The following is a 24,863-nucleotide window of genomic DNA, read 5'->3' as shown; positions in this document are numbered from 1 at the left end:
CTTTTAGTATCACACCCTGATTTTATATGCTATGGCACCGACCAGCCTCCTCCATACCCTTGACAAAACCTTTGCTGAGGTAGAACAACGACGCGCCACCTACCAGCCTACCCTGGCTCTGCGGGAAGTAGGCGTGGTGCAAAGCGTGTCGGCCGGAATAGCCAAGGTAACCGGCCTGCCCAACGTAGGCTACGAAGAATTGCTCCGCTTTCGGGGCAACCTGTACGGGATCGCCTTCAACGTAGACGCCCACGAAATAGGCGTGGTACTGCTTTGCGACGACGCCCTGCTCAAAGCCGGCGACGAAGTAGAACGCACCGGCCGGGTGATGGACGTCCCCGTGGGCTATGCGCTGTTGGGGCGGGTAGTAAGCCCGTTGGGTGAACCGCTGGACGGAAAAAGTACCCTGGTAGGTACCGAGCGCTACCCGGTGGAGCGTCCCGCTACGGCCATCATGGACCGGGCGGCAGTAAGTACCCCGCTGCAAACGGGCCTGAAAGTAGTCGATGCGCTGATTCCGGTGGGGCGCGGGCAGCGGGAGCTCATTCTGGGCGACCGCCAGACCGGCAAGACGGCCCTGGCCCTGGACGCCATCATCAACCAGCGCGACCAGGACGTCATCTGTATTTACTGCGCCATCGGCCAGCGCGCCTCCTCCGTGGCCAACGTCATTGCGAGGCTCGAAGAGAAAGAAGCTATGGACTACACCGTTGTGGTGGTAGCCGAAGGCAATACCTCGCCGGGTTTGCAATTCATTGCCCCCTATGCAGCCACCAGCATTGCGGAGTTTTTCATGGAACGGGGCCGCGATGTACTGATCGTCTACGACGACCTGACCAACCACGCCCGGGCCTACCGGGAGCTGTCGCTGCTGCTGCGGCGTCCGCCGGGGCGGGAAGCTTTTCCGGGCGATATTTTTTACATCCACTCGCGCCTGCTGGAGCGAAGTACCCACCTGAGCGAAGAGCTGGGCGGAGGTTCGCTGACGGCCCTGCCCATCGTGGAGACGGAAGCCCAGAACATGTCGGCCTACATTCCTACCAACATCATCTCCATCACCGACGGGCAGATCTACCTTTCACCTACGCTGTTTTCGCTGGGGGTACTTCCGGCCGTTGACGTAGGAAAATCCGTGTCGCGCGTGGGCGGGAAGGCACAACTCTCGGCCTACCGGGCGGTGGCCGGAAGCCTCAAACTCGCCTACGCCCAGTTTGAGGAACTGGAGTCCTTTGCGCGCTTCGGTGCCCGGCTCGACGAAGCCACAACCCAAACCCTTGACTACGGCCAACGCATCCGGGCCTGCCTGGTACAGCCCGAGCTACGGCCACTCTCGGTACCCGAGCAGATCGTGGTGCTGGTGGCACTTACCAGCGGCCTGCTCACGCAGGTACCCCTCGAGCAAATACCCACGGCCGAAGCCCAGTTGCACCAGTTGGCGCGGGAGGACCTGAAAGCCAGCCTGATGGAGCGGTTGTACTGGGCGCAGCCCTTGTCCGACGAAGACCGTCAAACGATCACGGCCGCCGCGCGCGAAGTGCTGACGGATTTTACGAAAGACAGCTAACCAGCCTCTTTATGGAAACCTTGCAGGCCATAGCCCGAAAAATAGACGGTGCCCAGGACCTGGGATCGGTGGTACGTACCATGAAAACCATGGCTGCCGCCAACATCGAGCAGTATGAAGCCGCGCTCACTTCCCTGCACGACTACCACCAGACGGTGGCCCTGGGGCTGGCGGCCTACTTTCGTCACGAAGGCCTGCGTACCCTTCCTCCTTCCCCTCCAGCCTCCGCCCAAAAAACCGTAGGCGTGCTGGCGCTGGGGTCCGATCAGGGGCTGGTGGGACAGTTCAACGACCTCCTGGCCGACTACCTGACGGACCACCTAAGTACCTTACCCGGAGAGAAAATAGTGTGGGTCGTGGGCGAAAGGCTCTACGGACACTTGGAGGGAGGTACCTACCACCCGGCCCGGCTCTACACGGCCCCCTACTCCGTGGCTGCCGTAACCCAACTGGTGGGCCAGGTACTTCAACAGCTGGAAGAAAGCCAGCGGCAGGAGGGCATTACGGATTTCTACCTTTTTCATCACCAGCCCGTAGCGCAGGGCGGGTACCTGCCTACCGGGCAGTTGCTGCTCCCGCTGGACAAAAACTGGTACCAGCAACTGCTGCACACGCCCTGGCCCACGCCCTGCGTTCCGCACGTACAGGGGCCCTCTACGCCCACCCTACAGGCCCTCATTCGGGAGTACCTGTTTGTATCGCTTTTCAAGGCTTGTACCGAATCCCTGGCCAGCGAAAATACCAGCCGACTCATGGCCATGCAACGGGCCGAAAAAAATATTGAGGAAATTCTCCAGGAGCTCACCCAACGCTACCACCGCTTCCGCCAAAGTACCATCGACGCCGAACTCTTCGACGTCGTGTCGGGCTTTGAACTGCTGGGGAAAGACTAAGGTACCTCCCGCCTAAGTCCGTGGACGGTTTTTGGAGTAGGAATCCGTAAAGCAATTTGCTTTATTTTCTCTACTTTTGCGGTAGACTAAGCTCGGGAAGCAGTACTTCAAAGTACCTTGATGCGAAAGTCTCCAAAACCATAACCCGTATTTTTGCTACGCTCCGTTCATGTTTGCCACGCTGCTCATCTTTTTAGTCATGGTACCCGGCTTCGTGGTGGTGGGCGTATACCTGGAACGAAAGGTATCGGCCTTTATCCAGGACCGCATGGGGCCCATGGAGGTAGGGAAGTGGGGGCTGCTGCAACTCATCGCCGACCTGCTCAAGCTCCTCCAGAAGGAAGACATCGTGACCAAAGCCGCCGACCGGCGGCTGTTCCTGCTGGCTCCGTTTGTGATTTTTGCGGCGGTGTTTGCGGGCTTTGCCGTGGTACCGCTGGCTCCGGAGCTGAGCGGCTCGGGTGCGGCCGTGGGGGTATTTTACCTGCTCACGATCGTGTCGGTGGATGTGATCGGCATCCTGATGGCGGGCTGGGGCTCCAACAACAAGTACTCGCTGTTCGGGGCCATGCGGGCCGTGGCTCAGATCGTTTCCTACGAAGTACCCCTGGGGCTGTCGATCCTGTGCGTGGTCATGATCACCCAAACTTTAGATCTACAGGCCATCAGCTACCAGCAGGGCATTTATTCTTCCGAAACCATTTATCTCTTTGGTCTGAAAAATCTCAACCTGGACGTCACCCAGGTGGGTGGCTTCCTGGCCTGGAACGTGGTTCGGAATCCTTTTTTGCTCATCGCTTACGTGGTTTTTTTTATCGCATCGCTGGCTGAGTGTAACCGCGCGCCCTTCGACCTGCCCGAGGGGGAGTCGGAGCTGGTGGGTGGCTTTCATACGGAGTATTCGGGCATGCGCTACGCGCTCCTAATGCTCTCGGAGTACGGCATGATGCTGCTCGTATCGCTGCTGGGGGCCATCCTGTTTCTGGGTAGTTGGAATACGCCTTTCCCCAACCTCGGCCCCCTGCGCCTGGCCGACTGGACCAGCGGTGAGCCAGGTACCTGGCTGGGGTACCTTACGGGGGCTTTCTGGCTGCTGAGCAAAGCGCTGCTGGCGGTGCTGGTGCAAATGTGGGTGCGCTGGACGCTGCCCCGCCTCCGCGTAGACCAACTCATGTACCTGGGCTGGAAGGTACTTACGCCCGTGGGGCTGGTCTTATTCTTCTTCTCGGGCGTATGGCGGCTACTGGGCGTGTAGAGTAGGTATTTTTAGTGCTACAAAGTACCTTGAGGTACTTTAGTCAAATAAGCCCTCCTGATCCAGTGCCTCCATATAAAGCAAACTGCCCGCCACGTTAGGATGCTGGTAGTCACCGAAGTGAGCTGGCTCGGATAATAGATTAGAAAAATCATGTACTTCCTTCTGGCAGGCGCTTTCTACCTGCTGAATATACTCTTCGAGCCCCGCCAGCCGAAACGTCGGGAAATAAGGCCCTACTACCAAATGTACCTCCGTACCGGCCTCTTCCAGTTCCCAGATTGTCTTTTGAAGTGCCACCAATTGCTGAGGCTTCACCTTAAGTTGGTAAGGCTCTAATAAGGCCGCATTCTCCACCATCGCCTGCGTAATGGTCCGATCGAGCAACCAATCTTCGTCCGACTGGTTTAAGTAAAATAGCGCCCGCTGAAATACTTCGCTGTTATAGCGATAAAGATGGCTCACCCTACTAGCCCGGTACGTTTTCACATCTTGCTGCCGGAGCAAATCAGCAATAGGCTGTGAGCATGTTGCGTAGGCTTTAAAGGAGCTGATGAGTTCTTGGTTACTTTTAGTGCAGAGCGTGATATCAATCAAAGCCACTTTTGGCGTTCCATTTTTTTGCAGTTGATCCTGCACAATCGCCCTAGCCAGATTCATGGGCAAACCGTTATAACTGATATTTAAGGTACTTTTGCCGGTTAATTTCTCTATGGCTGGTTGATAGAACGTCAACCCACGTGAATTGCCGATCAATAAAATATCTACATTTTTAGTAGCGCCCTTTTCAATACGTGAATAGCGAAATTGACTCCGCTCTATCAGCTTTTGCAGTATCATTCCTCCCAGGCGATCACCAATGAAAGCAAGAAGTACCAATCCTATAATCCAGTAACTATTTTTCATGCTTACTTTATTGAAATTTAGAATTGAAAATATATAAAGGAGTCGGCGTCGAAGGTACCAAAGAACGCAATAAGCCACAGTACCAAAGCCATCGCTACCACCCGAAAGACAGGCCGCTGTACGATCAGGATCGTCAGGTTTCGTCGGATGTTTATTAACTCTGCCAGCAGCAGAATGATGATCATGACTGCCGCCTGCATCACATGAAACTTGTTTTGTACGCTGGTCCAGTTGAACTGCTCCAAGGTGGCGATCCGCCGGATAATTGAGAAAGCAATAGTCAGATCGGGAGCTCTAAAAAAAATCCAGGCAAAGCACGTCAGGGCATATACGGTTACTAGGGCCAGGCCTCTTTGAATCCAGCGGGGCATGCAGAGTACTTTTTCTACCCTTTCGATGCTCGAACTCAGCAACCGCTGCGCTACCAGGTACAATCCATGCAGGAGCCCCCAGACTAAGAACGTCCAGTTGGCACCATGCCACAGCCCCCCGAGCAGCATGGTGAGCATCAGGTTACGGTAGGTCTTAAAGGTACCTTTCCGGTTTCCTCCCAGCGGAATGTAGAGGTAGTCACGTAGCCAGGACGAAAGGGAGATATGCCAACGGGTCCAGAATTCACTGAAGCTCTTAGAAAAATAGGGCGAATTGAAATTGGTAGGAAATTGATACCCCATAATATGGGCGAGCCCAATGGCGATACTGGAATAGCCGGAAAAGTCGCCATAAATTTGGAAAGAATATAAAAGTACCCCTACCAGTAGATGTGAAGAAGAAAACGTCTCGGGAGCCGCAAAACACTGATCCACAAAGGGGGCCAGGCTGTCGGCCAGAGCTACCTTTTTGTAAAAACCCCACAGACACCACCCCAGTCCTTCCGTGAAACGATTCCAATCAAACCGCTTCTCTGACCTGAACTGCGGCAAAAACGAACGAGCCCGCACGATAGGGCCCGCTACTAGCTGCGGAAAGAGAGAAACAAAAGTAGCGTAGCGAAAGTAGTTGGTCTCGGGCTCGATCTCCCGCCGGTAGATGTCGATGGTGTAGCTCATCGACTGGAAGGTATAAAACGAAATCCCGACCGGTAGCACAATGTGCAACGTATGAATGGCCGGCTCAAAACCTGCAGCCCGGATAACCGCCGCCGTGGAGTCGATAAAAAAATTAAAGTACTTAAAAAAGCCCAGGACGGCCAGGTTGGTGGCTATACTGGCCCACAGGTACCTTTTCCGCCACTGAGGGTCGTGGGTTCGGTGCAGCCTGAGTCCCAGGGTAAAATCCAGGGTTATTGTAAAGGTAAGTAGTACCAGGAAGCGCCAGTCCCACCAACCGTAGAATAGGTAGCTGGCCGCCAGCGAAAGCCACATACGGCTTCGGCCTTTTAACCAAAAATACAGCGAGAAAAAACCGGTAATAAATACGAGAAAGGGTAAACTATTGAATACCATAAGGAGGTCACTGGGGTTATTCCTGCCACGGAGTATTTCTTATTACAAAAGTACCCATGGCACTACAAATAGCCCGCTCTGTTTCGATAAACCGCCTGTTCTGGTAAAAAATGAGTTACAATTTTCGGTTTTTTGGTAGCTCCCAAACAAAACACCCGAGCCGGAAGTCCAGCTCGGGTGTTGTCAGAAACAACCCATTCTCGTTAAAAAACGAATAGCCATGTAGCTAGTCTTTACTTAGATTTTATCCAGGTGGCACACCAGGAGCGGGGTAGGTACCTCCAGCACCAGTTCTTTGGACAAGCTGGGATTCAAAACGCTCGCCAGCCAGTCGCGCGGCTGATTGGCCACAACCAGCAGGTCGGTTTGGTGGGCAGCCGTATAGGTACTGAGTCCATCGCGCACCGAAGGAGCATCCATTTGCTCAAAGTCAAAGTGTTCATTTGGGAACTGCTGCCGGATGTCAAAAATAAATTGCTCGTCGTCGAAGAGGTTCAGCTGATCAGACGCGTTGATTTTCAGCAGCGTAATGCGCGCGCTGCTTTGGCGAGCCAGCTCAAACACAAAACCCAGGGCTCCCGTTTCGACGCGCTCGAGCTGCGTAGCGTACACAATACTTTGGATAGCCCGCCGGGGCGAGTTTTCGGGTACTACCAGTACCGGACAGGGCGCTTTGAGCGCCACGCGGCTGGCCACAGTACCCAGCAGCCGGTCCAGGGCGTTGCCACGCCCCGTTCGGCCCAGCACCACCAGGTCGGGCTGGAGCTCCGTAATGGCTTTCAGTACACCGTCGGCCGCCGCCCCGTAGCGGAAGTCAGTTTTTACTTCCAGGCCGTCGGCCTGTAGCTCCCGCCGCAAGTGGAGCAGCTCGTCTTCGGCCAACTTTTCGGCTTCGTCGAGGGTAGAGAGGATGCGGTCGGCCGGGCCCGTCACCTCCATGAAGGGAGGGCGAAACACGTGCGTCAGGTAAAGTACCGCCTGGTCAGACAGCGCAATCCGCTTGGCCAGGGTCAGTGCCGTAGCCGCGTTGGCAGAAAAATCAGTGGCAACCAGTATCCGTTTCATAATCCAGCGTCCGTTAGTAAATGACCTAACAAAGGTCCCGTTAAATAAGGTACCTCTCGCTGACGGCCGTCAGGTACCTACGGTGATCGTTATCAGTTTTTTCCGTTATGTTTACAGACAAAACCCATTCTGGGTAGTTGTAATACCAAAACGCACGTAGCAACCAACCATCCTCGCTTTTTCTATGAAAAAACAGCTTCTTTTAGGGATCTTTGTGGCCCAGCTACTGGGTACGCTGGCCTGGGCCCAAAAATCTGCGAATCCTCCCGCCGAAGGCTTCAAGGCCGAGGCCTCGGAACCGCGCGCCATCATCCTGGCCGACGAGGTCATGGAGGCCATGGGCGGCCGAAAAAACTGGGATAAAACCCGCTACATTACCTGGAATTTCTTCGGGAACCGGCGGCTGGTTTGGGACAAATGGCAGGGAGACGTGCGGGTAGATTACCTCAAAACCGACCAAACGGTACTTCTGAACCTCAATACGGGCAAAGGCCGGGTGATGAAAGACGGCCAGGAGCTTACCCACGCCGACTCGATCGCGAAGTACGTGGAGCAGGGAAAAAGTGCCTGGATCAACGACGCCTACTGGCTGGTGATGCCCTATAAGCTCAAGGACTCGGGCGTGACACTCAGGTACCTGGGGCACGAGCCCACCGAAGACGGGGCCAAAGCCGAAAAAATACAATTGACTTTTGAAAAGGTGGGCAACACGCCCCAAAACAAGTACTACGTCTGGGTCAGCCCCGAAACGCACCTCGTAACCCAGTGGGCGTACTTTTCGGAAGCAGGCAACGAAAAGCCGAACTTTATCATGCCCTGGAAGAGTTATAAGAAGTACGGAAAAATCCTGCTTTCCGGCGACCGAGGCCAGCGCCAGCTTACCGAGATTCAGGTCTTTGATAAGCTACCGACCCAGGTCTTTAACTCATTTGAAAAACCGGTTTTGTAATCCTCTACATTTTAGTACTAAGCTACTCTTCATGACCACTCAACCGTTAGCAACACCCGCTTCCAGCCAAGGCCAGGCACTCGGAAAAACGGGGGTTCTGATCGTCAATTTAGGTACCCCTGACAGCCCCAGTGTGCCTGATGTGCGCAAGTACCTTCGTGAGTTTCTGATGGATGCGCGCGTGATCGACATTCCGCCGCTGTCGCGCTGGATGCTCGTCAACCTGATCATCGCTCCTTTTCGCGCCCCTAAGTCGGCCAAGATCTACCGGGAAGTATGGACCGAAGCAGGCTCTCCGCTGAAAGTATACGGCTACGCCGTGGAAGAATTACTGCAAAAAACCCTGGGCGACGACTACGTGGTGAAGCTGGCCATGCGCTACCAAAGCCCCAGTATTGAAGATAGCCTGATGGCATTTCAAAAGCTCGGCTTATCCAAGCTCACGGTCGTTCCCTTCTTTCCGCAATACGCCTCGGCCACCACGGGTTCCATCTACGAAGAAGTGATGCGGGTACTTAAAAGCTGGCAGATTATGCCCGAGATGCGCTTTATCAACAGCTTCCTGGACCACCCCGGCTTCATTGAGGGCTTTGTGCGTCTGGGCCAAAAGTACATGCAGCAGCGCCCCTACGACCACTACGTATTCAGCTACCACGGCCTGCCCGAGCGCCAGATCCGGAAGGGGGACGTCACGGGGCAGCAATGCCAGCTGGGAAGCTGCTGCGACAGCCTGCACGCCCGCAACCAGCACTGCTACCGGGCTCAGTGCTTCGAGACCACACGGCGGCTCGTCAAAGAACTTAATATTCCCGAAGGAAAATACACGACCTGCTTTCAGTCTCGCCTGGGCAAAGAGCCCTGGATACAACCCTACACCGAGGAGCTGGTTAAAGAACTACCCAAAAAAGGCGTCAAAAGCGTGTTGGCCTTTTCGCCGGCCTTCGTGGCCGACTGCCTGGAGACGACCATCGAGGTAGGTGAAGAGTACAAGGAGCTCTTTGAAGAGCTGGGCGGCGAGCACTGGCAGCTGGTGGAGAGCCTCAACGACAGTGCGATCTGGGTCGATACCCTGGCCGACCTCGTCCAAAAGGCATAGTCTTTTTACCATTCCTATCCTGTTTGTTATTTTGACAGCAAAGTACCCCGGCCTGGAATTCCAGGCCGGGGTACTTTCCGGGAATCCCATTAACTGATGTACCTATGAAAATTGCCGTTATTTCTACGTCCCCGCGTAAGGGGAGTAGCTCCCTGAAAGCCGCCCGCTACCTCGAAAGTACCCTGCGCGAGTCGGGCCAGGAGGAAGTAGAGCTCCTGAATTTTGAAGAGGTAGACATCCCGATGGTAGGGCGCGGTAGCCTGGACAAAGAAAAACTGACGCCCTTTCAGCAGAAGCTCGTAAGTACCTGGGAAGAAGCAGAAGTGGTGATTTTCACCATTCCTGAATACAACTGGACCACCAGCGGGGAGCTCATCAACGCCATGCACCAGTTGGGCGGGAAGGCCTTTGCTTCGCTGTTTCACGAAAAAGTATTTGCGCTGGTAGGTGTATCGTCGGGGCGCGGCGGGCGGCGTCCCTGCCTGGAAATGACCGTTGTACTCAATAAGCTCATTAGCTTTCTGAACCAGTCGTCGGTGGTGTCGCCCAAACTTTTTGAGTCGCACGAGACCGGGAAAAACCTGGACGAAGCGGGCAATTCCACCGGCAATGGTGTGTACGAAAAGGGCGTCAAGGACTTTGTAGACTACACGCTGAAAATAGCCCGCCGCTGGCACGGCGTAGCCGTAGGTACCTGATCCTGCTAGCCTGCTTTTTTTGAACTACTTCCCAAAGTACCCTTCGCTGGAATTGGAAACGATCCCCATGGCGAGGGGTACTTTTTTGGCCAAAGTACCTTACTTTTAAAAGTACCTTACCTACCCGGGCGAATCTAGCAGATCGGCTCCCGCTTGTAGAGCTCGGCCACTACCTGTACGGCGTGGTCTACTTCCTGGGCGGTGGTGAATTTGCTGAACGAAAACCGGACGTTGGCGCGGTCGGCAGGTACCTGCAACGCGCCCAGTACGTGCGAGCCCACCTCCGAGCCGCTGGAGCAAGCACTCCCGCCCGAAGCCGAAATCCCGGCAATATCCAGGTTGAAGAGCAGCATATCGTTGATGTCCGACGGCGGCAGGCTTACGCTCAGCACGGTGTACAGGCTGCGGTCCAGATCGGCCGAGAGGCCGTTAAAAAGTACCCCTTCTATCTTTTCCCGCAGCTGGTCGATCATCCTTTTTTTCAGCCCTTCGATGTGCCGCCGGTGCTCATCCATGTCGCGGTAGGCTATTTCGAGCGCCTTGGCCAGGCCTACGATACCGTATACGTTTTCGGTTCCGCCGCGCATGTTGCGCTCCTGCGCGCCGCCGTGCACAAACGGATGGATGCGGGTACCTGGGCGCACGTACAGAAAACCCACGCCCTTCGGCCCGTGAAATTTGTGCGCCGCCCCCACGATGAAGTGCGCGCTGAGCTGCTGCAAATCGTGGGGGTAGTGGCCCATCGTTTGCACCGTATCACAATGAAAAATAGCGTCGTAGCGACTACAAAGCTCCCCTACCGCGTCCAGATCCAGCAGGTTGCCGATCTCGTTGTTGCCGTGCATGAGCGACACCAGCGCGCGCGGCTGGGTACTTAAAAGCTCCTCTAGGTGATCCAGGTCAATCTGCCCCTTTTCGTCTACCCGCACCAGACTCAGCGTGATGCGCCCCTGCCGGGCCAGATGCTCCAACGTGTGCAGCACGGCGTGGTGCTCCAGCGGCGACGTGATGGCGTGGGTAAGGCCCAGCGTTTCGATGCTACCGCGAATGGCCGTATTGTCGGCCTCGGTGCCGCCCGAGGTGAAGAAAATCTCCGCCGGTGCAGCATGGAGCAGGCCCGCTACGGTCTTGCGTGCCCGCTCGAGGGCTGAGCGCACGGCGCGCCCGTGGGCATGAATGGACGAGGGATTTCCAAACTGCTCGGTCATGAGCGGCAGCATGGCTTCCAGTACTTCCGGGTCGAGGCGGGTGGTGGCGGCGTTGTCGAGGTAGGCTTTCATGAGCTTTATGGGGCATCAAAGATACAAGCCGCAAATATACGTTTATTGCCCGATGATTGCTATAACAACCAGTCAATAAGTAGCTCGAACGGACGTCAACGCCAGGCAGTAAAAGCCGTCCAGGCAGCAAATGGCGCTCGTAGTGCGCAGGGAGGTTTCATACAAAGTACCACTGACAACTACCTGCTGTCCCTCTTCCTGATACGCTTCGGGTAGCTCGCAAACGTAGCCTACCCTGAAGGAATCAATGGTGCCGGGTACATGCATCCAAACGTAGTAACGTACCGCCGCCGAGTCGTAGGCGATCCTGCCCGGACGTTCCTGGATTTCCTCTACTTTTTTCCCACAATCCAGACAGCCGGGAGCGGGCTCTTTTTTCTGACAGGAGAGTCCTGATACCAGAACGGTTAGCCCAAAAAATACCAGGTACTTCTTCATCGTATTTTGCTTTTTGATAAAAGACAAAAGGAAGAGTACCTGGTACACAAAATGGTTGGAACGTCTATTTTCGCTCCGAGATGATTTCCTTGATATCGGAGATGATTTTATTGGCCAGGTTATCGGCCGTCGCCAGGGTTTCGGACTCGGAGTAGATCCGGATAATGGGCTCGGTGTTGGATTTGCGCAAATGGACCCACTCGCGGTCAAACTCAATGCGTACGCCGTCGACGGTATTGATGGGCTGCCGGGCGTAGCGCGTCTTGATGCTATCCAGTACCTTGTCAACGTCGATGTCGGGCGTCAATTCAATTTTATTTTTGGAAATGAAGTACTTGGGGTACATCTTCCGTAGCACCGAAGCCGACTTGCCAAACTTGGCCAGGTGGCTCAAAAACAGCGCAATCCCCACCAGGGCGTCGCGCCCGTAGTGCGCCTCGGGGTAGATGACGCCCCCGTTGCCTTCGCCCCCAATGATGGCGTTGTGTTCCTTCATCATGGTCACGACGTTCACCTCCCCGACGGCCGAAGCAAAGTACTGGCCGCCCGCTTTGAGGGTAACGTCCCGCAGGGCCGCCGTGGACGACAGGTTCGAAACCGTGTTGCCCACCTGGTTTTTGAGGACGTAGTCGGCCACGGCCACCAAGGTGTACTCCTCGCCAAAGGGCGAGCCGTCTTCGCAGATGAGCGCCAGGCGGTCCACGTCGGGATCTACCACGATACCCAGGTGGTACGAACCATTCTTGATTTCATTACGAATTTCGCGCAGGTGCTCCGGCAGTGGCTCCGGGTTGTGGGCAAAAAGGCCCGTGGGCTCGCAGTTGAGCTTCAGGATTTGCTCCGTATGGACGCCCAGCGCTTCCAGCAGCATCGGTACCGCCAGGCCTCCCGTGGAGTTGACGGCATCCACGACAATCCGGAAGTTGGCCGCCACGATGGCCTCGCGGTCTACCAGCGGCAGGGCCAGGATCTGGTTGATGTGCCTGGCCAGGTAGGTATCGTCGATGCGGTAGGAGCCCAGTTTCCGGACCTCCACGAAATCAAAATCTTCTTCTTCGGCCAGGCGAAGTACCTCCGCGCCTTCTTCTCCGGAAATAAACTCACCGAGGCCATTAAGTAGCTTGAGGGCGTTCCACTGGATCGGATTGTGGCTGGCCGTCAAAATAATTCCTCCGGCGGCTTCTTCGGCGGGCACGGCGATTTCGACCGTGGGGGTCGTTGACAGCCCCAAATCGATCACGTGCAGGCCCACGCCCTGGAGTGAGGCCGCCACCAGGCGGCTCACCATTTCGCCCGAGAGCCGGGCGTCGCGCCCAATAACTACCTTGGTATTAGCCGGATTACTTCGGCGGAGCCAGGTTCCGTAGGCAGCCGCAAACTTCACGACATCCACCGGTGTTAGCGCCTCGCCCGTTTTGCCACCTACTATGCCACGAATCCCCGAAATTGATTTAATCAACGTCACGATGAGTATACTTAAAATTAGTTCGGGGCAAAAATAGCGATTTTCCCGCGCCTTAGGCAGATTATTTATTGAAGGCACTTATACCTGCGTGATGGACACCTCGGTAGTAAGCAGCGAGGTGGCCATACCCCGAAAGGTACCCATCACGGGGGCCAGCCGGTCGTAGTCGGCGGAGGCACCCAGGCTAATGTGGTGGTTGGCAACGGCTTTGCCCTCCGTAGGGTCGAAGCCCCGCCAGCCCGCTCCGGGCAGGTACACCTCGGCCCAGGCGTGTAGTTCGTGCTCCTGCTGCGGACTGCCGTACAGGTACCCACTCACAAAGCGCGCCGCCAGGCCCAGGCTACGGCAACTGGCCATAAACAAGCGGGCGTAGTCGCGGCAGGAGCCAAAGCGGTTGAGAAGGGTAGTTTCCGGTGAATGGGCATCGCCTACTTCGCGCACTTCGTAGGTAAAATGCTCGTACATGTAGCGGCTGAGCGCCATTAGAAACGGCACGGTTTCCCACTGGGCGTCGTAGGCCATTTTGCGGGCAAACTGCTCCACGTAGGAGGTGACGTCGCTGCGGTTTAGGTAGGGGGCCAGGTACTTCTGGATGTGCTCCGGGTACTGGAAAGGAATATTCTTGGTTTCAAAAGGGAAAAGTACAAAGTCGAACACGTTTACCTCGTCCGAGCTAAGTACCAGGCTGGCTTCCACCAAGAGCTGGTCGGTGGGCTGATTGAAATAAATGATTTGCTGCACGTTCCCTTCTACGTCAACATTCCGAACTACCTTGAAGGGCTCGGGTTGGAGCGTTAAGGTATAGTCAAGTACTTTTTGGTGCGGGTAAGCCCTGGGATAAAGGTAAAGCGTATGCGGGTCCAGGCTCACGGATTTGTCGTACTCGTACCGGAGCGAATGCTTTACTTGTAGGTTCATGAAGCCTCCATAATTTTGGAAAAGATTGGCTCCATCCACTCCACGGGTAGTTTCTGCACCGAGTTTTTGAGCAGGGCACTCCACTGCTTGGCGATGTAGTCCAGGTCGTCCTTCTCGAAGCGGTGCTCGATGATCCGGAAAGTATCCTTTTCGTACAGCACCACGTCGATGGGGTAGTCGACGTCGTTGGAACTCACGCGCGTGGAATCGAAAGACAGAAAACCTACCTTGAGGGCGTCCTGCATGGAGGAATCAAACCGCAGGCTGCGGTACAGCAGCGGCTTCCCGTAGCCCGAGTTCCCGATGATAAAAAAGGGAGATCCCGCCCCTATTTCCACCCAGTTTCCTTCGGGGTAAAGCAGAAATAGCTTATGTTCTTCGTCGTTTTCGAGCTGCCCGCCCACGATGGAAAAGAGGTTGAACGACAAGCCCGCGTCGATCAGCGAGCTTTTGTCTTCCTCGGCCACCCGCCTCACCTGCGCTCCGAAGGCATTGACGGCCTTGTAGAGCTTATTAAAAGACGAATCCTGCTCGTCGAGTACTTCTTTGAAATAGGTAATGGCTTTATCACGCACCGACCGCAGGCCTGCCGTCATGATAAACATCGAGTGGTTTTCGAGCTGATGTACCGATACTTTTTTATTGGTAGACACTTCGGTACCGGACGTTAGGCGTGTGTCAGCGATGGCCACTAAGCCGGAAGCTACCTTGATGCCGAGACAATAGGTCATAATTAGGAAACGGTAAACGTACGTGTTAAAGGGGTCTGAATAGTAAAAAATAGTTGTTTTTAACTACCCTTTACCGAACTGCTAAGTTAAGAAAAGTTTTGGTCAGTCCATCCGCTGACTTTGGAACTGCCCCATACTTCCCTGGGATTGCGACTGTACCGGTTTTAGCCCGAAATACAAATCGTAGATGGCGTTGTCTACTTCGTTGTTTTTGATCTGGAACTGATCCAGGTACTGATGCAGCCCCGATTTGAATACATCTTCCACGTCCGTAAAATCAATTTCGCTCCGCAGCTTGCTGAGCTTTTTCTGGGCCAGGTTGGTGTACCCCTTTTCGGGCACGGCCCCTTCGATGGCGTAGAGCGATAGCTCCGCCTGCCGCACGCAGTAGGCCAGTGCGCGCGGAAAAAGCTTGTCCAGAATCAGGAACGCCACGATGTTCATGGGTGTGAGGGCCCGGTGGGTCTGCCGGTACATGTTGTAGGCACTCACGGACTTTAGTACGGCGGTCCACATCATGAGGTCCAGGGTGGAGCCGGTAGTACCGGTGTCCTGAAGCAGCGTGAAGTACTTCACATCCAGAAAGCGCGAGCTTTTGTCGGCCCGCTCGATATGCCGGCCCAGGCGCCCAAAGTGCCAGGCTTCGTTGCGGGTGATGGTGGAGTCCACGACGCCGTGAAACAGCTGACAGCGCCGCTTGATTTCTTCGAAGAACGCCTGCATGTGATCCATGTTCCGGAAGTCGTCCGGGGCCGTGTCGCGCATCATGAGGTAAAACGTATTGATGCTCTCCCACATCTCCTTCGAGATCGTCTCGCGGATGGTACGGGCATTTTCGCGGGCTTCTGACAAGCAACTCACGATGGAATTGGGATTGCGCTTATCGAAGGCCATGAAATGGACCACGTCCTCGCGGCTGGGACTATCGTAGTACTGATTGAACAGAAAATTATCCGCCGTAGCGATCAGGAGAGGTTCCCACTGCTCGTCCACATCGGGGGGTAAGTCCAGCGCCATGCTGAAATTCACGCCCACAAAACGGGCGTAGTTTTCTACCCGCTCCATGTAGCGGTTCATCCAGTAGATCGAATTAGCAACGCGGCTTAGCATAGGTCAGGAGGTACTTTTTATTAAAAATAGGTGTGCCTGGATCGCCCCAAGGCTTTCTTGCACTGAGAAATAAATAAAAAAGGTACGTCAAATCCAAACCCGGCTCGATGCTTCCCGAAAAAGTATAATAAAAGTACGTAATCCTGCCATAAGTACCTGCCGCCCCCGACGAAGGTGCTCCTAGTGCTAATCGCGGTAAAGTACCCGGTTTTGGGGTAGTTCCCAAGTACCTGACGCTGCTACTCCAGGCCTAGCTCCTGCCGTACCTGCCGGGCACCGGCGCACATACTGGCCAGTTTGCGGCGCGAGGCCCAGCGGGCGGTTTGGCTCAGGCCGCAGTCGGGCGCTACGGCCAGCTTATGGGCGGGTACATACCGCAGGCAACGATGAATGCGCTCGGCCACGTCGGCCACGGTTTCCACGTAGTAGTTCTTCACGTCGATGATCCCCACGGCTACGTCCATGGCTTCCGCAAAGTCGGCCAGTCGCTCAATTTCGTCAAACTCGCGGTTGGCCATTTCGATATGTACTTCGTCTACCTTCAAATCCAGAAAATCCGGCAGCATGGGGTGGAGCTTGCGGTACCCCACGGGCCGCCCCTTAAAATTGCCGAAGCACAGGTGCGTGGACAAGCGGCACTTCCCTACCACGGGCGCAATGGTGCGGTTGAAGAGCTCCACGAAGCGACGGGTGTCTTCCTTGTAGGCGTAGCAGCTCATGGAGGGTTCGTCCACGGTTATTTCGGTGCAACCCGCCGCCACGAGCGCTTCCAGCTCCCGGCTCACAAAAGGCAGCAGCGCCTCCGTCACATCAAAGCGATCCTGGTACAGCTTCCCGTCGGGAATCATGCGGCCGCTCAGCGTGTAAGGCCCCGGAATGGAGGCCTTCAGAGTAGGCCCGGCCGGGGCCAGGCGCGCCAGGCGGGTGTACTCAGCCACCGCTCCCAGGCCGTTGGGGGCCGTGAGCAGCTCCACAATGCTGTGCTTGCCCCGCTGGTCGTGGGCGGGCGGGCCAAACTTCCGCGTTTCGGCGTGGTTAGGCCGCAGGCCTTTGATGAAGCCGTAGAACGACAGGTTAAAATCCAGGCGGGTTTGCTCGCCGTCGGTGATCACGTCCAGGCCGGCCGTCACCTGGTCGTGGATGGCCGCCACCACGGCGTCGTCGATCATCTCTTCAATATCGGCGGGACCAAATTGTTCCAAATTCTGGGAAGCAAATTCCAGCCAGCCCGGAAAGGGGTAGCTGCCAATGACGGTAGTACGTAGGGGAATGGGTTGCATGGCGAAGGGGTTTAGAACAAGGTACTTGGAAATTTATTTCTCGCTGACGTACGAAGGTACCCCTACCTGCGCGTACAGCCGGGCCAGGCGGTGGGCGTGCTCGTCGTAGGCGGCTTCAAAAAGCTCCGTAGCCCGCTGGGTACCTACCACCACCCCGGCGCTAAGTACCTTGGGCGGACAACCGGCTTCGGTCAGCAGGCGGGCCGTTTCGGCTTTCAGGCAATTGATGAGTAAGGTACCTCCGAGGGTACTTCCCGGCGCTACGGGCGTATCCAGCCCCGGCACCTGCACCATGGCGTCGCCCACGGGCGCTCCCGTATCCAGGATCAGATCGGCGAAGTCGCTGAGTTTCTTGCCGTCGGCGCGTTTGGAGGTACTTTGGTCCAAGTGCGCCTGCGTCACCAGTGCCACCACCTTGATCTTTTTTTGCTGAAACAGTTCGGCCATTTCGATGGGTACCACGTTGCAGCCGCTCGACGAAATAATCAGCGCGGTATCTTGTTCCGAGAGATCGAAGTTCCGCAGGATGCGGTCGGCCAGGCCGGGTACATTTTCCAGAAACATGGCCTGCCGCTGCCCGTTGGCCCCAACGACCAGGTTATGAAACGTCAGCGATAGCTCCACGATGGGGTTGAATCCCGGAAAAGACCCGTAGCGTGGCCACATCTCCTCCACCATGATGCGGCTGTGCCCGCTTCCGAATAAGTGTACCATGCGCCCGGCCCGGATGGTGTCAGCAAACCAGCGGGCCGCCGTTTGGATATTCGCCTGCTGCTGCTCCACCGTGGCCAGAATAGCCCGGCTTTTATCAAGGTACTGTTGGATTACATTCATGGGGTACTTGGCTTGCTTAGGTATATAGTTAAGAGTATCCAACGGCAGCTCTACGGCTGTTTTAGTATAAAAGGAAAAGAAGTGGGTTTGTTAACCTAAAGTCGTGAAAGTACCTCTCACAGGTCCATGGAAGGCTAACAGTCCGCAAGGTACCTGCAAGGGCATTGGCGGCCCTCAAAGTACCTTCAGCTCGGACAGAATCCGGCGGGTGAGTTCTTTGCGCTTGGCCCCGAAGTCGTCCATTTGCTGCTGGCGGGGCTTGTAGATCCGGGTGGCAAAAAAATACACGTTGTCGGCAGTTTCGAGGTACCCCACGTACCAGCCCACGTCCTTCGGCTCGATGTCGGCCCAGCCGGTTTTGGCCCGCAGCGTGTAGGTAGGGGTACGTTCTTCCACCATCACCTCCTTGCCAATGCGGTAGGTACTTGGGCTAAAAGGGAGCGTTTCGGCCTGGAGCTTTTGCAAAAATTCCAGCTGGTTTTTGGGCGAAATCTTCAGGCTATTCCCACTCCCCAGCCAGAATTCCGTCAGTCCACCGCTGATGTCCTGGTTGCCGTAGTCGAGTTTTTTTAGGTAGCTACGGTACTTGTCCGGGCCGATGCGCCGGGCCAGCTCCTGGTAAAACCACACCGTTGAGTTTTTGTAGGCGTTTTTCAAATCATAATCCTGCTCCCAGGCTTTGAGCCACTTGGGGGTTCCATCCCACTTAAGTACCTCGTTCTCGTCCCGGATGACTTTTTCTTCCAGGGCAATGAAGGTGTTAGGGATCTTGAAAGTAGAGGCGGGCGAAGTACCCTTCGTGAATTCGGCGCGGCTGGTGGTGTAGTACTTTTTCTGCTTCAGATCATACAGGCTAAAACTACCCTCCACGCCCGCTTCCTGAAAGTACCCGCTGTAGGGAAGTACCTCCTGCGCGTAGGTACCCAGGCTCAGCAGTCCCAGCAGCAGGGTACTTAGGAGCTTGCTTGTATACGCCTCTTTTCTAAGGTACTTCATGTGTTTTATGTTTTTTGGATGGTCTTTCTGTTGAGCGGCGGGCGGGTACTTCAAGCGCCCAAAGTACCTGCCGGGTACTTTCTCCGGTATTTACGGCGGACTTAGGATGACAGGCCGAAGCCTATCCTTACTAGCACAAAGGTGTAAAAAAAATCAACAAAAAAAGCCCCAAATCGTACGATTTGGGGCTTTTTGCTCCCGAAGCTGGGCTCGAACCAGCGACCCTCTGATTAACAGTCAGATGCTCTAACCGACTGAGCTATTCGGGAGTATGTTTTGCCTTGGCTCTTCTGCTGAGCGAACTCAACTGCTCCAACCGACCGGCACGGTTAAGGAACAAGTAAGAAGAATACAAATCGGCGTTTTTCCGAATTGTGGGTGCAAATCTAAGCCATCTTTTTGTACAGCGCAAGGGTTGCTCCCAAAAAAATATCAGTTCCGTACCCGGTCCAGAATTAACTCCTTGACTTTCTTGGCGTCTCCTTTGCTAAAATTATAGATGACTATTTCGGGGCGCATCCGGGGAATGACCCGAATGGTGGAGAAAAACACGCCGCTGTCGATCTCCACGCCGGAAATATCGGCGTAGAAAACGAAGTTGTCTGAACTGCTGAACATCTTCCGGACTTTGAAGGTCACGCCCTTGTCTCCGAAGATGACCTCATCCGGAAAAAGTGGATTCTTTAGGCTGCTGGCTCTGAAACGCTCGTTCATGGTTTAGTTAGGTTGTTTTTAGGATGGCACAAAGATAAGAATACTATTGGCCAAATGGTGCAAGAGGCCACACTGGCCGGGCAATAAAAGGCAAATGGGCCGCTTTCTAGGAAGAAGGCGGCCCATGTACAACTTACAACTAGTGTGTGTTCGTGTGTATTTGGGTAGTATAATGTAAGGAGGGCATACGAACCGCCCCTTGGCTATCGGGGAGATCATGCTGTAAAAGTACCCTAAATACTCCAGTCCGGCTCCCGGGTTTCGACGAATGGTAGGTTTTGTTCGGAAAATGGAAAATTACCGTTCTTTTTTGGAATATAAGAAAGCAACCCTCCCTGCCACTTGCCTTAGCGCTTGGGTACGTGAAGTACCTTTTTGGTCTCGAAAAATTCTTCAGTGAAGTAGTCCGACAGCGCGAAGACATTCACTTTTCGGCCGTATTCCTGAATCTCCTCGGTGAGGTCGCCGCCTTTGAGGTACAGCACGCCGTTGGGGAGCTCATGAAAGGAGTTCGGGCTGATGCAATGCCGTACCCAGCCCATGAAGGGTTGCAGGCGCGTAACCGCCCGGCTCACCACAAACTCGTACGTATCGGCGGGTAGTTTTTCGGCCCGGATCTGCTCGGCCCGGACCTGCCGGAGCTGCAGGGCGTCCGCGACCTCTTTGACCACTTTGATCTTCCGCCCGATGCTATCCACCAGGTGAAAGTGCGCTTCGGGGAAGAGGATGGCCAGGGGAATTCCCGGAAAGCCACCGCCTGTTCCTACGTCCAGCACGGTAGTACCTGCTTTGAACTGAAGTACCTTGGCGATCCCGAGCGAATGCAGCACGTGCCGCTCGTACAGGGCGTCTACGTCTTTGCGCGAGATGACGTTGATCTGGGCGTTCCAGTACTGGTACAGCTCCTGTAGCTGGGCAAATTGCGCCCGCTGGTGTTCGCTGAGGTGGGGAAAGTAACGGAGCAGTAGTTCCATGGGTTGATGCCTGATAAAGGTACTTTGAATGAGTCTATGGTTAAAAGACTTGTGTATTGAATGCCGCGATGGGTCATGGTAGGCGCGCAAGGTACCTGGTAAGTACCCTTTGCACAACCATTACCGCCACGTAATTTTCGATTTGCGCCGGAATAGCACCAGGGTACTCATGCGCAGGTAGTACAGGTAGAGCGCCAGGTCCATCGCCGGAAAGGTATACCACTCCACGGTGCGGTCGAGGCGGCGGTTTAAGAAAGCCAGCACAACCCACTGCACCAGCCAACGTACCCCAAAAACTACCGCCACGGCCTGCATCAGCAGTACTTCCTGCTGCCAAACGGCGTAGCCAAGTACCAGGAGTCCTACCGTCCAGAATCCTGAATGCGAACCAGACAGAAGCCCCAGCAGCCACTTGTTGCGCGTGCGGTAGTGCTTTCCCACCGACAGATGCCGCTTTTTTTGGACAAACCAGCTTTGCCAGGTTTTCTTGGGATAAGAGTATACGAACGAATCCGGGTCCAGGGCAATGGCTACGTTGGTGGAGGTAGCGACCTGGTTCATAAACAAGTCGTCGTCACCACCCACGATGTGTTTGTGGCGGTAAAAACCCCGATGGGCAAAAAACAGGGAGGTCCGGTACAGGAGGTTGCGCCCTACGCCCATGTAGGCCCACCCTACCCGGGCAAAGGAAAGGTACTGTACGGCAGTATAGAATGTTTCACAGCGGATAAACCAATTGAGCAATCCTTTTTCCCGGAAGTACGGAGAAAACCCCAGCACCACGTCCCGTTTGTCCCCGAGCCGGGCGGCCATGGTGGCGATCCAGCGCTCTCCGACGGGGCGGCAGTCGGCGTCGGTCATCAAGGCCACGGGGTACTTTGCGTGCTTCATGCCTACACTCAGGGCGTATTTTTTGGAGGTGATGTGCTCATGCTGCTGCTCGATGCGAATGAAGCGTACGTGTTTCCACTGCGTAGCGGTTTGTTCCAGGTACTCCTTGGTACCGTCCTCAGAGCGGTCGTCGAGCACCAGTACCTCAAACGCGTGGTATTGCTGGGCATCCAGCAAAGGGAGTAGCGCTTCCAGATTTTCACGCTCGTTCCAGGCGCATACCAGCACCGAAACGGCCGGGTATTCGGCTTCAAACAGCTTAGGGCCCTGATAACTCGTTAACCGCGTAAAAATGAACAGGTAGAAAAAGAGCTGGATCAGGGTGAAAAGGCCCAGTAAGACAAGTAGAGGTATAGCCACGCAGTAGGTTTTAAGTCAGCCGTTTTTAGAAGCAAATATACGCGCCTGCCAGAAATGTTGACGGATAACCTCTTATTTTTGCGGCCTCATCAACGAGTCAGATCAAGCATGAAATTCCACCTCGAAGCTTTTGACCCCTCCACTAAAGCCAGGGCCGGGCGAATCGAAACCGACCACGGGACCATCCAAACCCCCATCTTTATGCCCGTGGGTACAGCGGGCTCGGTGAAGGCGGTGCACCAGCGCGAGCTCAAAGACGACGTAAAAGCCCAAATCATTCTGGGTAATACTTATCACTTATACCTACGTCCCGGCCTGGATATTATCCAGAAAGCGGGTGGTTTGCACGGGTTCAACGGCTGGGACCGGCCCATCCTGACCGACAGCGGCGGGTATCAAGTGTATTCCTTAGCGGGAACGGGGAGAAAAATCAACGAATCGGGTGTGGCATTTAAGTCCCACATTGACGGTTCGGTTCACACCTTCACGCCCGAGCGGGTCATGGATATTCAGCGGGTTATTGGGGCTGACATCATCATGGCTTTTGACGAATGTACCCCCTACCCCTGCGACTATGGCTACGCGCGCAGTTCCATGGAGATGACCCACCGCTGGCTGGAACGTTGCTGCGTTCGCTTCGATAGTACCGACAGCGTATATACCCATCGTCAAGCCCTATTTCCCATTGTGCAAGGCAGTGTTTATAAAGATCTTAGAAGGCAATCGGCTGAAACCATCGCTTCCTTTGAACGCGAAGGGAATGCCATCGGAGGACTATCCGTGGGAGAGCCCGCGGAAATCATGTATGAATTGACGGAAGATGTGTGTGACATCTTACCCAAAGACAAGCCGCGCTACCTCATGGGCGTAGGTACCCCTGCCAACCTGCTGGAGTGCATTGCACTGGGGGTAGATATGTTCGATTGTGTGATGCCGACCCGTAATGCCCGCAATGGTATGATTTTTACTACTGAGGGTACTATCAATATCAGAAATGAGAAATGGAAGGACGATTTGTCGCCAATTGATAAAAACCTGGGGGGATACGTCAGTACTTTTTATTCGAAAGCGTACCTTCGCCACCTGATACGGTCGGACGAAATGCTGGGCGCTCAGATTGCGAGCGTACACAATCTTACCTTCTATCTGTGGCTGGTTGGTCAAGCTCGTGAGCAGATCGTGGCCGGAAATTTTCTCAGCTGGAAAAAAGGAATTGAAAAAAAATTGATGCAACGCCTTTGAAAGAAAAAAAAAGGGCGTTTTTTTCGGGTAAAATTTTAGGAATATAACGCCTTTAAGGTAATTTTAGGTAACCTCCAAAGTTGGTTAACTCGTATAGTTAGCCTATTTTTGCGTCAGCCCGAAAACAAAAGCCAAATCTCCTGCCCGAAGATTTGCTAAATAGCATCGTATGACGGTTGTTACTTAACGTTGAATCCTTGTTCATCTCATAACGCTAACCTGTATAGTATGAAAAAAGTATCCCTGTTGATTAGTTCGCTTGCCTTGGGGTCACTTATGGCTTTGCCACTGAGCGCGCAACAACAGCAGCAGCCGAACTCACCGGACTATAATCCGAGAGCCTCCTACGAAGGCCCCTATAAGTTAAATACCTGGTCTATTTCTATCCACGGTGGGCCATCGCAGTTCTTTGGCGATTTGAGAGAATACGACTTCACTCCCGTAACCAAGAACTCCGCCGATAGCTACAGCGAATGGGGAACGTTTCAGGGAGGCCTTACCCTGAACAAGCAGCTTACCTACCTATTTGGCGCTCGCCTGGACGTATCTACCGGTGCCCTTCGCGGGATGAAACGCCGTAACTACTTCCGGTATTTCCGGGGTGCCTATACGGACGCCGCCCTGTCGGGTACGGTAAACCTGAAAGGGTTGCTGTTTGGCCCTACCAAAATGAAACACTGGAAGATAGACGGGTACGTAGGAGCCGGACAGGTTTGGTATAACTCAACGGCCTACGAACTGGGTACTGGACGTGAATTGCGTAGCACCGAAGGTACTACCAACGACTGGATTGTACCGATGGGCGTAACCATCAATTATGAACTTACCCGCCGCCTGGACCTAGGCCTGGATTTCCGGGTTAATCACACCAATTCCGATTTTATCGACGCTACCTACGGTGGTGACTACTCGCGTGATCCCGGTGACGGCTTCCGGATTATTGACCAGCCTACTTCCCGGAAAGGAAATTCAGCCCTGGATAAATACGGCTACGGCTCGGTGATGCTAACGTATAAGCTAGGCAAAAACCCGCTGCGCGTGAGCAAAGTGGATGGCAAATACGAGTACAATCCGGATCAGGGCGGTTACTACCACCTGCGCTATACCGATCCTAAATTGCTGGTGAAACCGCCTAAAATCCTTACGCTGGAAGAAATGGACTCGGTGGCCAAGGCTAACCGCCCCGCCGACATCGACCCACGGCTTCTGCTTGACAGCGACGGTGACGGGGTATCTGACTTCTTTGATAAAGAGCCTAATTCACCCGCCGGTAGCGTAGTGGATGGTAGCGGTCGGGTGATTGACTTCGACAGCTACGTGAAAAACGCCCTGGCTTCGGGTATCACCTGTTCCGAAATCTTCGCTAACGTAACGTTCGATACGGACAAAAACGTGCTCAAACCCGAATACCGCGAAATGCTTAATAATGTAGCTGCCCTCATGAACCGCTCGGGATGCCGTCTGCAACTAGCCGGACACGCCGACCGCCGCGCTTCTGATCGCTACAACATGGCCTTGTCGCGCCGCCGGGTTGAAGCCGTAAGAAACTACCTTGTTAACGAAGCCGGCTTGCAGGATGCCAGCAAAATCATCGTTGACTATTTCGGAGCTTTCAAACCAATTGCTGACAGCGCCACGCGTGACGGTCTCATGAAAAACCGTCGGGTTGAGCTGAAACTGATGCCGTAATCAAGGCCTCCGGTTCTGATAAACAAGAGAAAGGCCTCCTCAGGGAGGCCTTTTTTCGTCCCGTTTATGT

General features: G+C 54.7%; 23 protein-coding genes and 1 tRNA gene. 8 read left to right on the top strand and 16 right to left on the bottom strand.

Annotated elements, in window-relative coordinates; all coding sequences use genetic code 11:
- Positions 1-31 precede the first annotated feature (31 nt).
- The 3 genes from HNQ92_RS15435 to HNQ92_RS15425 all read left to right on the top strand — a co-directional run bounded on the left by HNQ92_RS15435 (position 32) and on the right by HNQ92_RS15425 (position 3,712).
- Positions 32-1,564 (top strand): alternate F1F0 ATPase, F1 subunit alpha, encoded by a 1,533-nt coding sequence (locus HNQ92_RS15435; RefSeq protein ID WP_184174948.1) that lies wholly within the window; start codon positions 32-34, stop codon positions 1,562-1,564.
- Positions 1,565-1,575: 11 nt separating this feature from the next.
- Positions 1,576-2,457 (top strand): F0F1 ATP synthase subunit gamma, encoded by an 882-nt coding sequence (locus tag HNQ92_RS15430; protein WP_184174947.1) that lies wholly within the window; start codon positions 1,576-1,578, stop codon positions 2,455-2,457.
- Between the two features lie 169 nt (positions 2,458-2,626).
- Positions 2,627-3,712: a complex I subunit 1/NuoH family protein gene (locus tag HNQ92_RS15425; RefSeq protein WP_184174946.1), complete on the top strand. Its 1,086-nt coding sequence runs from the start codon at positions 2,627-2,629 to the stop codon at positions 3,710-3,712.
- A gap of 39 nt (positions 3,713-3,751) precedes the next feature.
- On the opposite strand, the gene HNQ92_RS15420 is transcribed toward HNQ92_RS15425, so the two are convergent.
- The 3 genes from HNQ92_RS15420 to HNQ92_RS15410 all read right to left on the bottom strand — a co-directional run bounded on the left by HNQ92_RS15420 (position 3,752) and on the right by HNQ92_RS15410 (position 7,128).
- Positions 3,752-4,618, bottom strand: a complete 867-nt coding sequence (locus tag HNQ92_RS15420) for a hypothetical protein (RefSeq protein WP_184174945.1) — start codon at positions 4,616-4,618, stop codon at positions 3,752-3,754.
- 17 nt (positions 4,619-4,635) lie between these two features.
- Entirely contained in the window at positions 4,636-5,982 is a 1,347-nt protein-coding gene (locus HNQ92_RS15415) for an MBOAT family O-acyltransferase (RefSeq protein ID WP_246440237.1), read from the bottom strand.
- Between the two features lie 318 nt (positions 5,983-6,300).
- On the bottom strand, positions 6,301-7,128 hold the full coding sequence (locus HNQ92_RS15410; RefSeq protein WP_184174943.1) for a universal stress protein: 828 nt from the start codon (positions 7,126-7,128) through the stop codon (positions 6,301-6,303).
- 184 nt (positions 7,129-7,312) lie between these two features.
- Here HNQ92_RS15410 and HNQ92_RS15405 point away from each other — a divergent pair, with 184 nt between their 5' ends.
- The 3 genes from HNQ92_RS15405 (at position 7,313) to HNQ92_RS15395 (ending at position 9,871) form a co-directional block, all read left to right on the top strand.
- Positions 7,313-8,077, top strand: coding sequence for a hypothetical protein (locus tag HNQ92_RS15405; RefSeq protein WP_184174942.1), 765 nt, complete (start codon positions 7,313-7,315; stop codon positions 8,075-8,077).
- A 31-nt stretch (positions 8,078-8,108) separates the two neighbouring features.
- Positions 8,109-9,173 (top strand): ferrochelatase, encoded by a 1,065-nt coding sequence (hemH, locus tag HNQ92_RS15400; RefSeq protein ID WP_184174941.1) that lies wholly within the window; start codon positions 8,109-8,111, stop codon positions 9,171-9,173.
- Between the two features lie 104 nt (positions 9,174-9,277).
- Positions 9,278-9,871: an NADPH-dependent FMN reductase gene (locus HNQ92_RS15395; protein WP_184174940.1), complete on the top strand. Its 594-nt coding sequence runs from the start codon at positions 9,278-9,280 to the stop codon at positions 9,869-9,871.
- A 134-nt stretch (positions 9,872-10,005) separates the two neighbouring features.
- Here the strand turns inward: HNQ92_RS15395 and HNQ92_RS15390 are convergent, their stop codons facing one another.
- From HNQ92_RS15390 to HNQ92_RS15330, 13 genes are all read right to left on the bottom strand, one after another.
- Complete coding sequence (locus HNQ92_RS15390; protein ID WP_184174939.1) at positions 10,006-11,151, bottom strand: cysteine desulfurase family protein; 1,146 nt, start codon at positions 11,149-11,151, stop codon at positions 10,006-10,008.
- A 72-nt stretch (positions 11,152-11,223) separates the two neighbouring features.
- Positions 11,224-11,589: a hypothetical protein gene (locus HNQ92_RS15385; RefSeq protein WP_184174938.1), complete on the bottom strand. Its 366-nt coding sequence runs from the start codon at positions 11,587-11,589 to the stop codon at positions 11,224-11,226.
- A 64-nt stretch (positions 11,590-11,653) separates the two neighbouring features.
- On the bottom strand, positions 11,654-13,054 hold the full coding sequence (gene glmM / locus HNQ92_RS15380) for a phosphoglucosamine mutase (protein ID WP_184174937.1): 1,401 nt from the start codon (positions 13,052-13,054) through the stop codon (positions 11,654-11,656).
- A 78-nt stretch (positions 13,055-13,132) separates the two neighbouring features.
- Entirely contained in the window at positions 13,133-13,972 is an 840-nt protein-coding gene (locus HNQ92_RS15375; protein ID WP_184174936.1) for a transglutaminase family protein, read from the bottom strand.
- Positions 13,969-14,703, bottom strand: a complete 735-nt coding sequence (locus tag HNQ92_RS15370) for a proteasome-type protease (RefSeq protein WP_184174935.1) — start codon at positions 14,701-14,703, stop codon at positions 13,969-13,971. Before HNQ92_RS15370 ends, HNQ92_RS15375 begins: the two co-directional genes overlap by 4 nt.
- A 102-nt stretch (positions 14,704-14,805) precedes the next feature.
- Complete coding sequence (locus HNQ92_RS15365) at positions 14,806-15,813, bottom strand: alpha-E domain-containing protein (protein ID WP_184174934.1); 1,008 nt, start codon at positions 15,811-15,813, stop codon at positions 14,806-14,808.
- 239 nt (positions 15,814-16,052) lie between these two features.
- Positions 16,053-17,093 carry a methionine synthase gene (locus tag HNQ92_RS15360; protein WP_184174933.1) on the bottom strand — a complete coding sequence of 347 codons (1,041 nt, stop codon included), beginning with the start codon at positions 17,091-17,093 and terminating at the stop codon, positions 16,053-16,055.
- Positions 17,094-17,126: 33 nt separating this feature from the next.
- Entirely contained in the window at positions 17,127-17,927 is an 801-nt protein-coding gene (locus HNQ92_RS15355) for a sugar isomerase domain-containing protein (RefSeq protein WP_184174932.1), read from the bottom strand.
- A 174-nt stretch (positions 17,928-18,101) separates the two neighbouring features.
- Complete coding sequence (gene blaOXA, locus HNQ92_RS15350; RefSeq protein WP_184174931.1) at positions 18,102-18,923, bottom strand: class D beta-lactamase; 822 nt, start codon at positions 18,921-18,923, stop codon at positions 18,102-18,104.
- 195 nt (positions 18,924-19,118) lie between these two features.
- Positions 19,119-19,192, bottom strand: a tRNA-Asn gene (locus tag HNQ92_RS15345).
- Positions 19,193-19,355: 163 nt separating this feature from the next.
- Positions 19,356-19,637, bottom strand: coding sequence for a hypothetical protein (locus HNQ92_RS15340; protein WP_184174930.1), 282 nt, complete (start codon positions 19,635-19,637; stop codon positions 19,356-19,358).
- Between the two features lie 347 nt (positions 19,638-19,984).
- Positions 19,985-20,611: a 16S rRNA (guanine(527)-N(7))-methyltransferase RsmG gene (gene rsmG, locus HNQ92_RS15335; protein WP_184174929.1), complete on the bottom strand. Its 627-nt coding sequence runs from the start codon at positions 20,609-20,611 to the stop codon at positions 19,985-19,987.
- Between the two features lie 120 nt (positions 20,612-20,731).
- The gene (locus tag HNQ92_RS15330) at positions 20,732-21,862 is read right to left on the bottom strand and encodes a glycosyltransferase (RefSeq protein ID WP_184174928.1); all 1,131 of its coding nucleotides are present in this window, start codon (positions 21,860-21,862) and stop codon (positions 20,732-20,734) included.
- A 108-nt stretch (positions 21,863-21,970) separates the two neighbouring features.
- Between HNQ92_RS15330 and tgt the strand changes: the two genes are divergently transcribed.
- Both tgt and HNQ92_RS15320 read left to right on the top strand, forming a co-directional pair.
- The gene (tgt, locus tag HNQ92_RS15325; protein WP_184174927.1) at positions 21,971-23,104 is read left to right on the top strand and encodes a tRNA guanosine(34) transglycosylase Tgt; all 1,134 of its coding nucleotides are present in this window, start codon (positions 21,971-21,973) and stop codon (positions 23,102-23,104) included.
- 228 nt (positions 23,105-23,332) lie between these two features.
- Positions 23,333-24,793: an OmpA family protein gene (locus tag HNQ92_RS15320; protein WP_184174926.1), complete on the top strand. Its 1,461-nt coding sequence runs from the start codon at positions 23,333-23,335 to the stop codon at positions 24,791-24,793.
- Positions 24,794-24,863: the final 70 nt, after the last annotated feature.

Origin of the sequence: Rhabdobacter roseus, from assembly GCF_014202275.1 — a bacterium.
Classification (GTDB): domain Bacteria; phylum Bacteroidota; class Bacteroidia; order Cytophagales; family Spirosomataceae; genus Rhabdobacter; species Rhabdobacter roseus.
The sequence above is the reverse complement of the archived record's forward strand: the minus strand, read 5'-3'. Positions and strand labels throughout refer to the sequence as shown.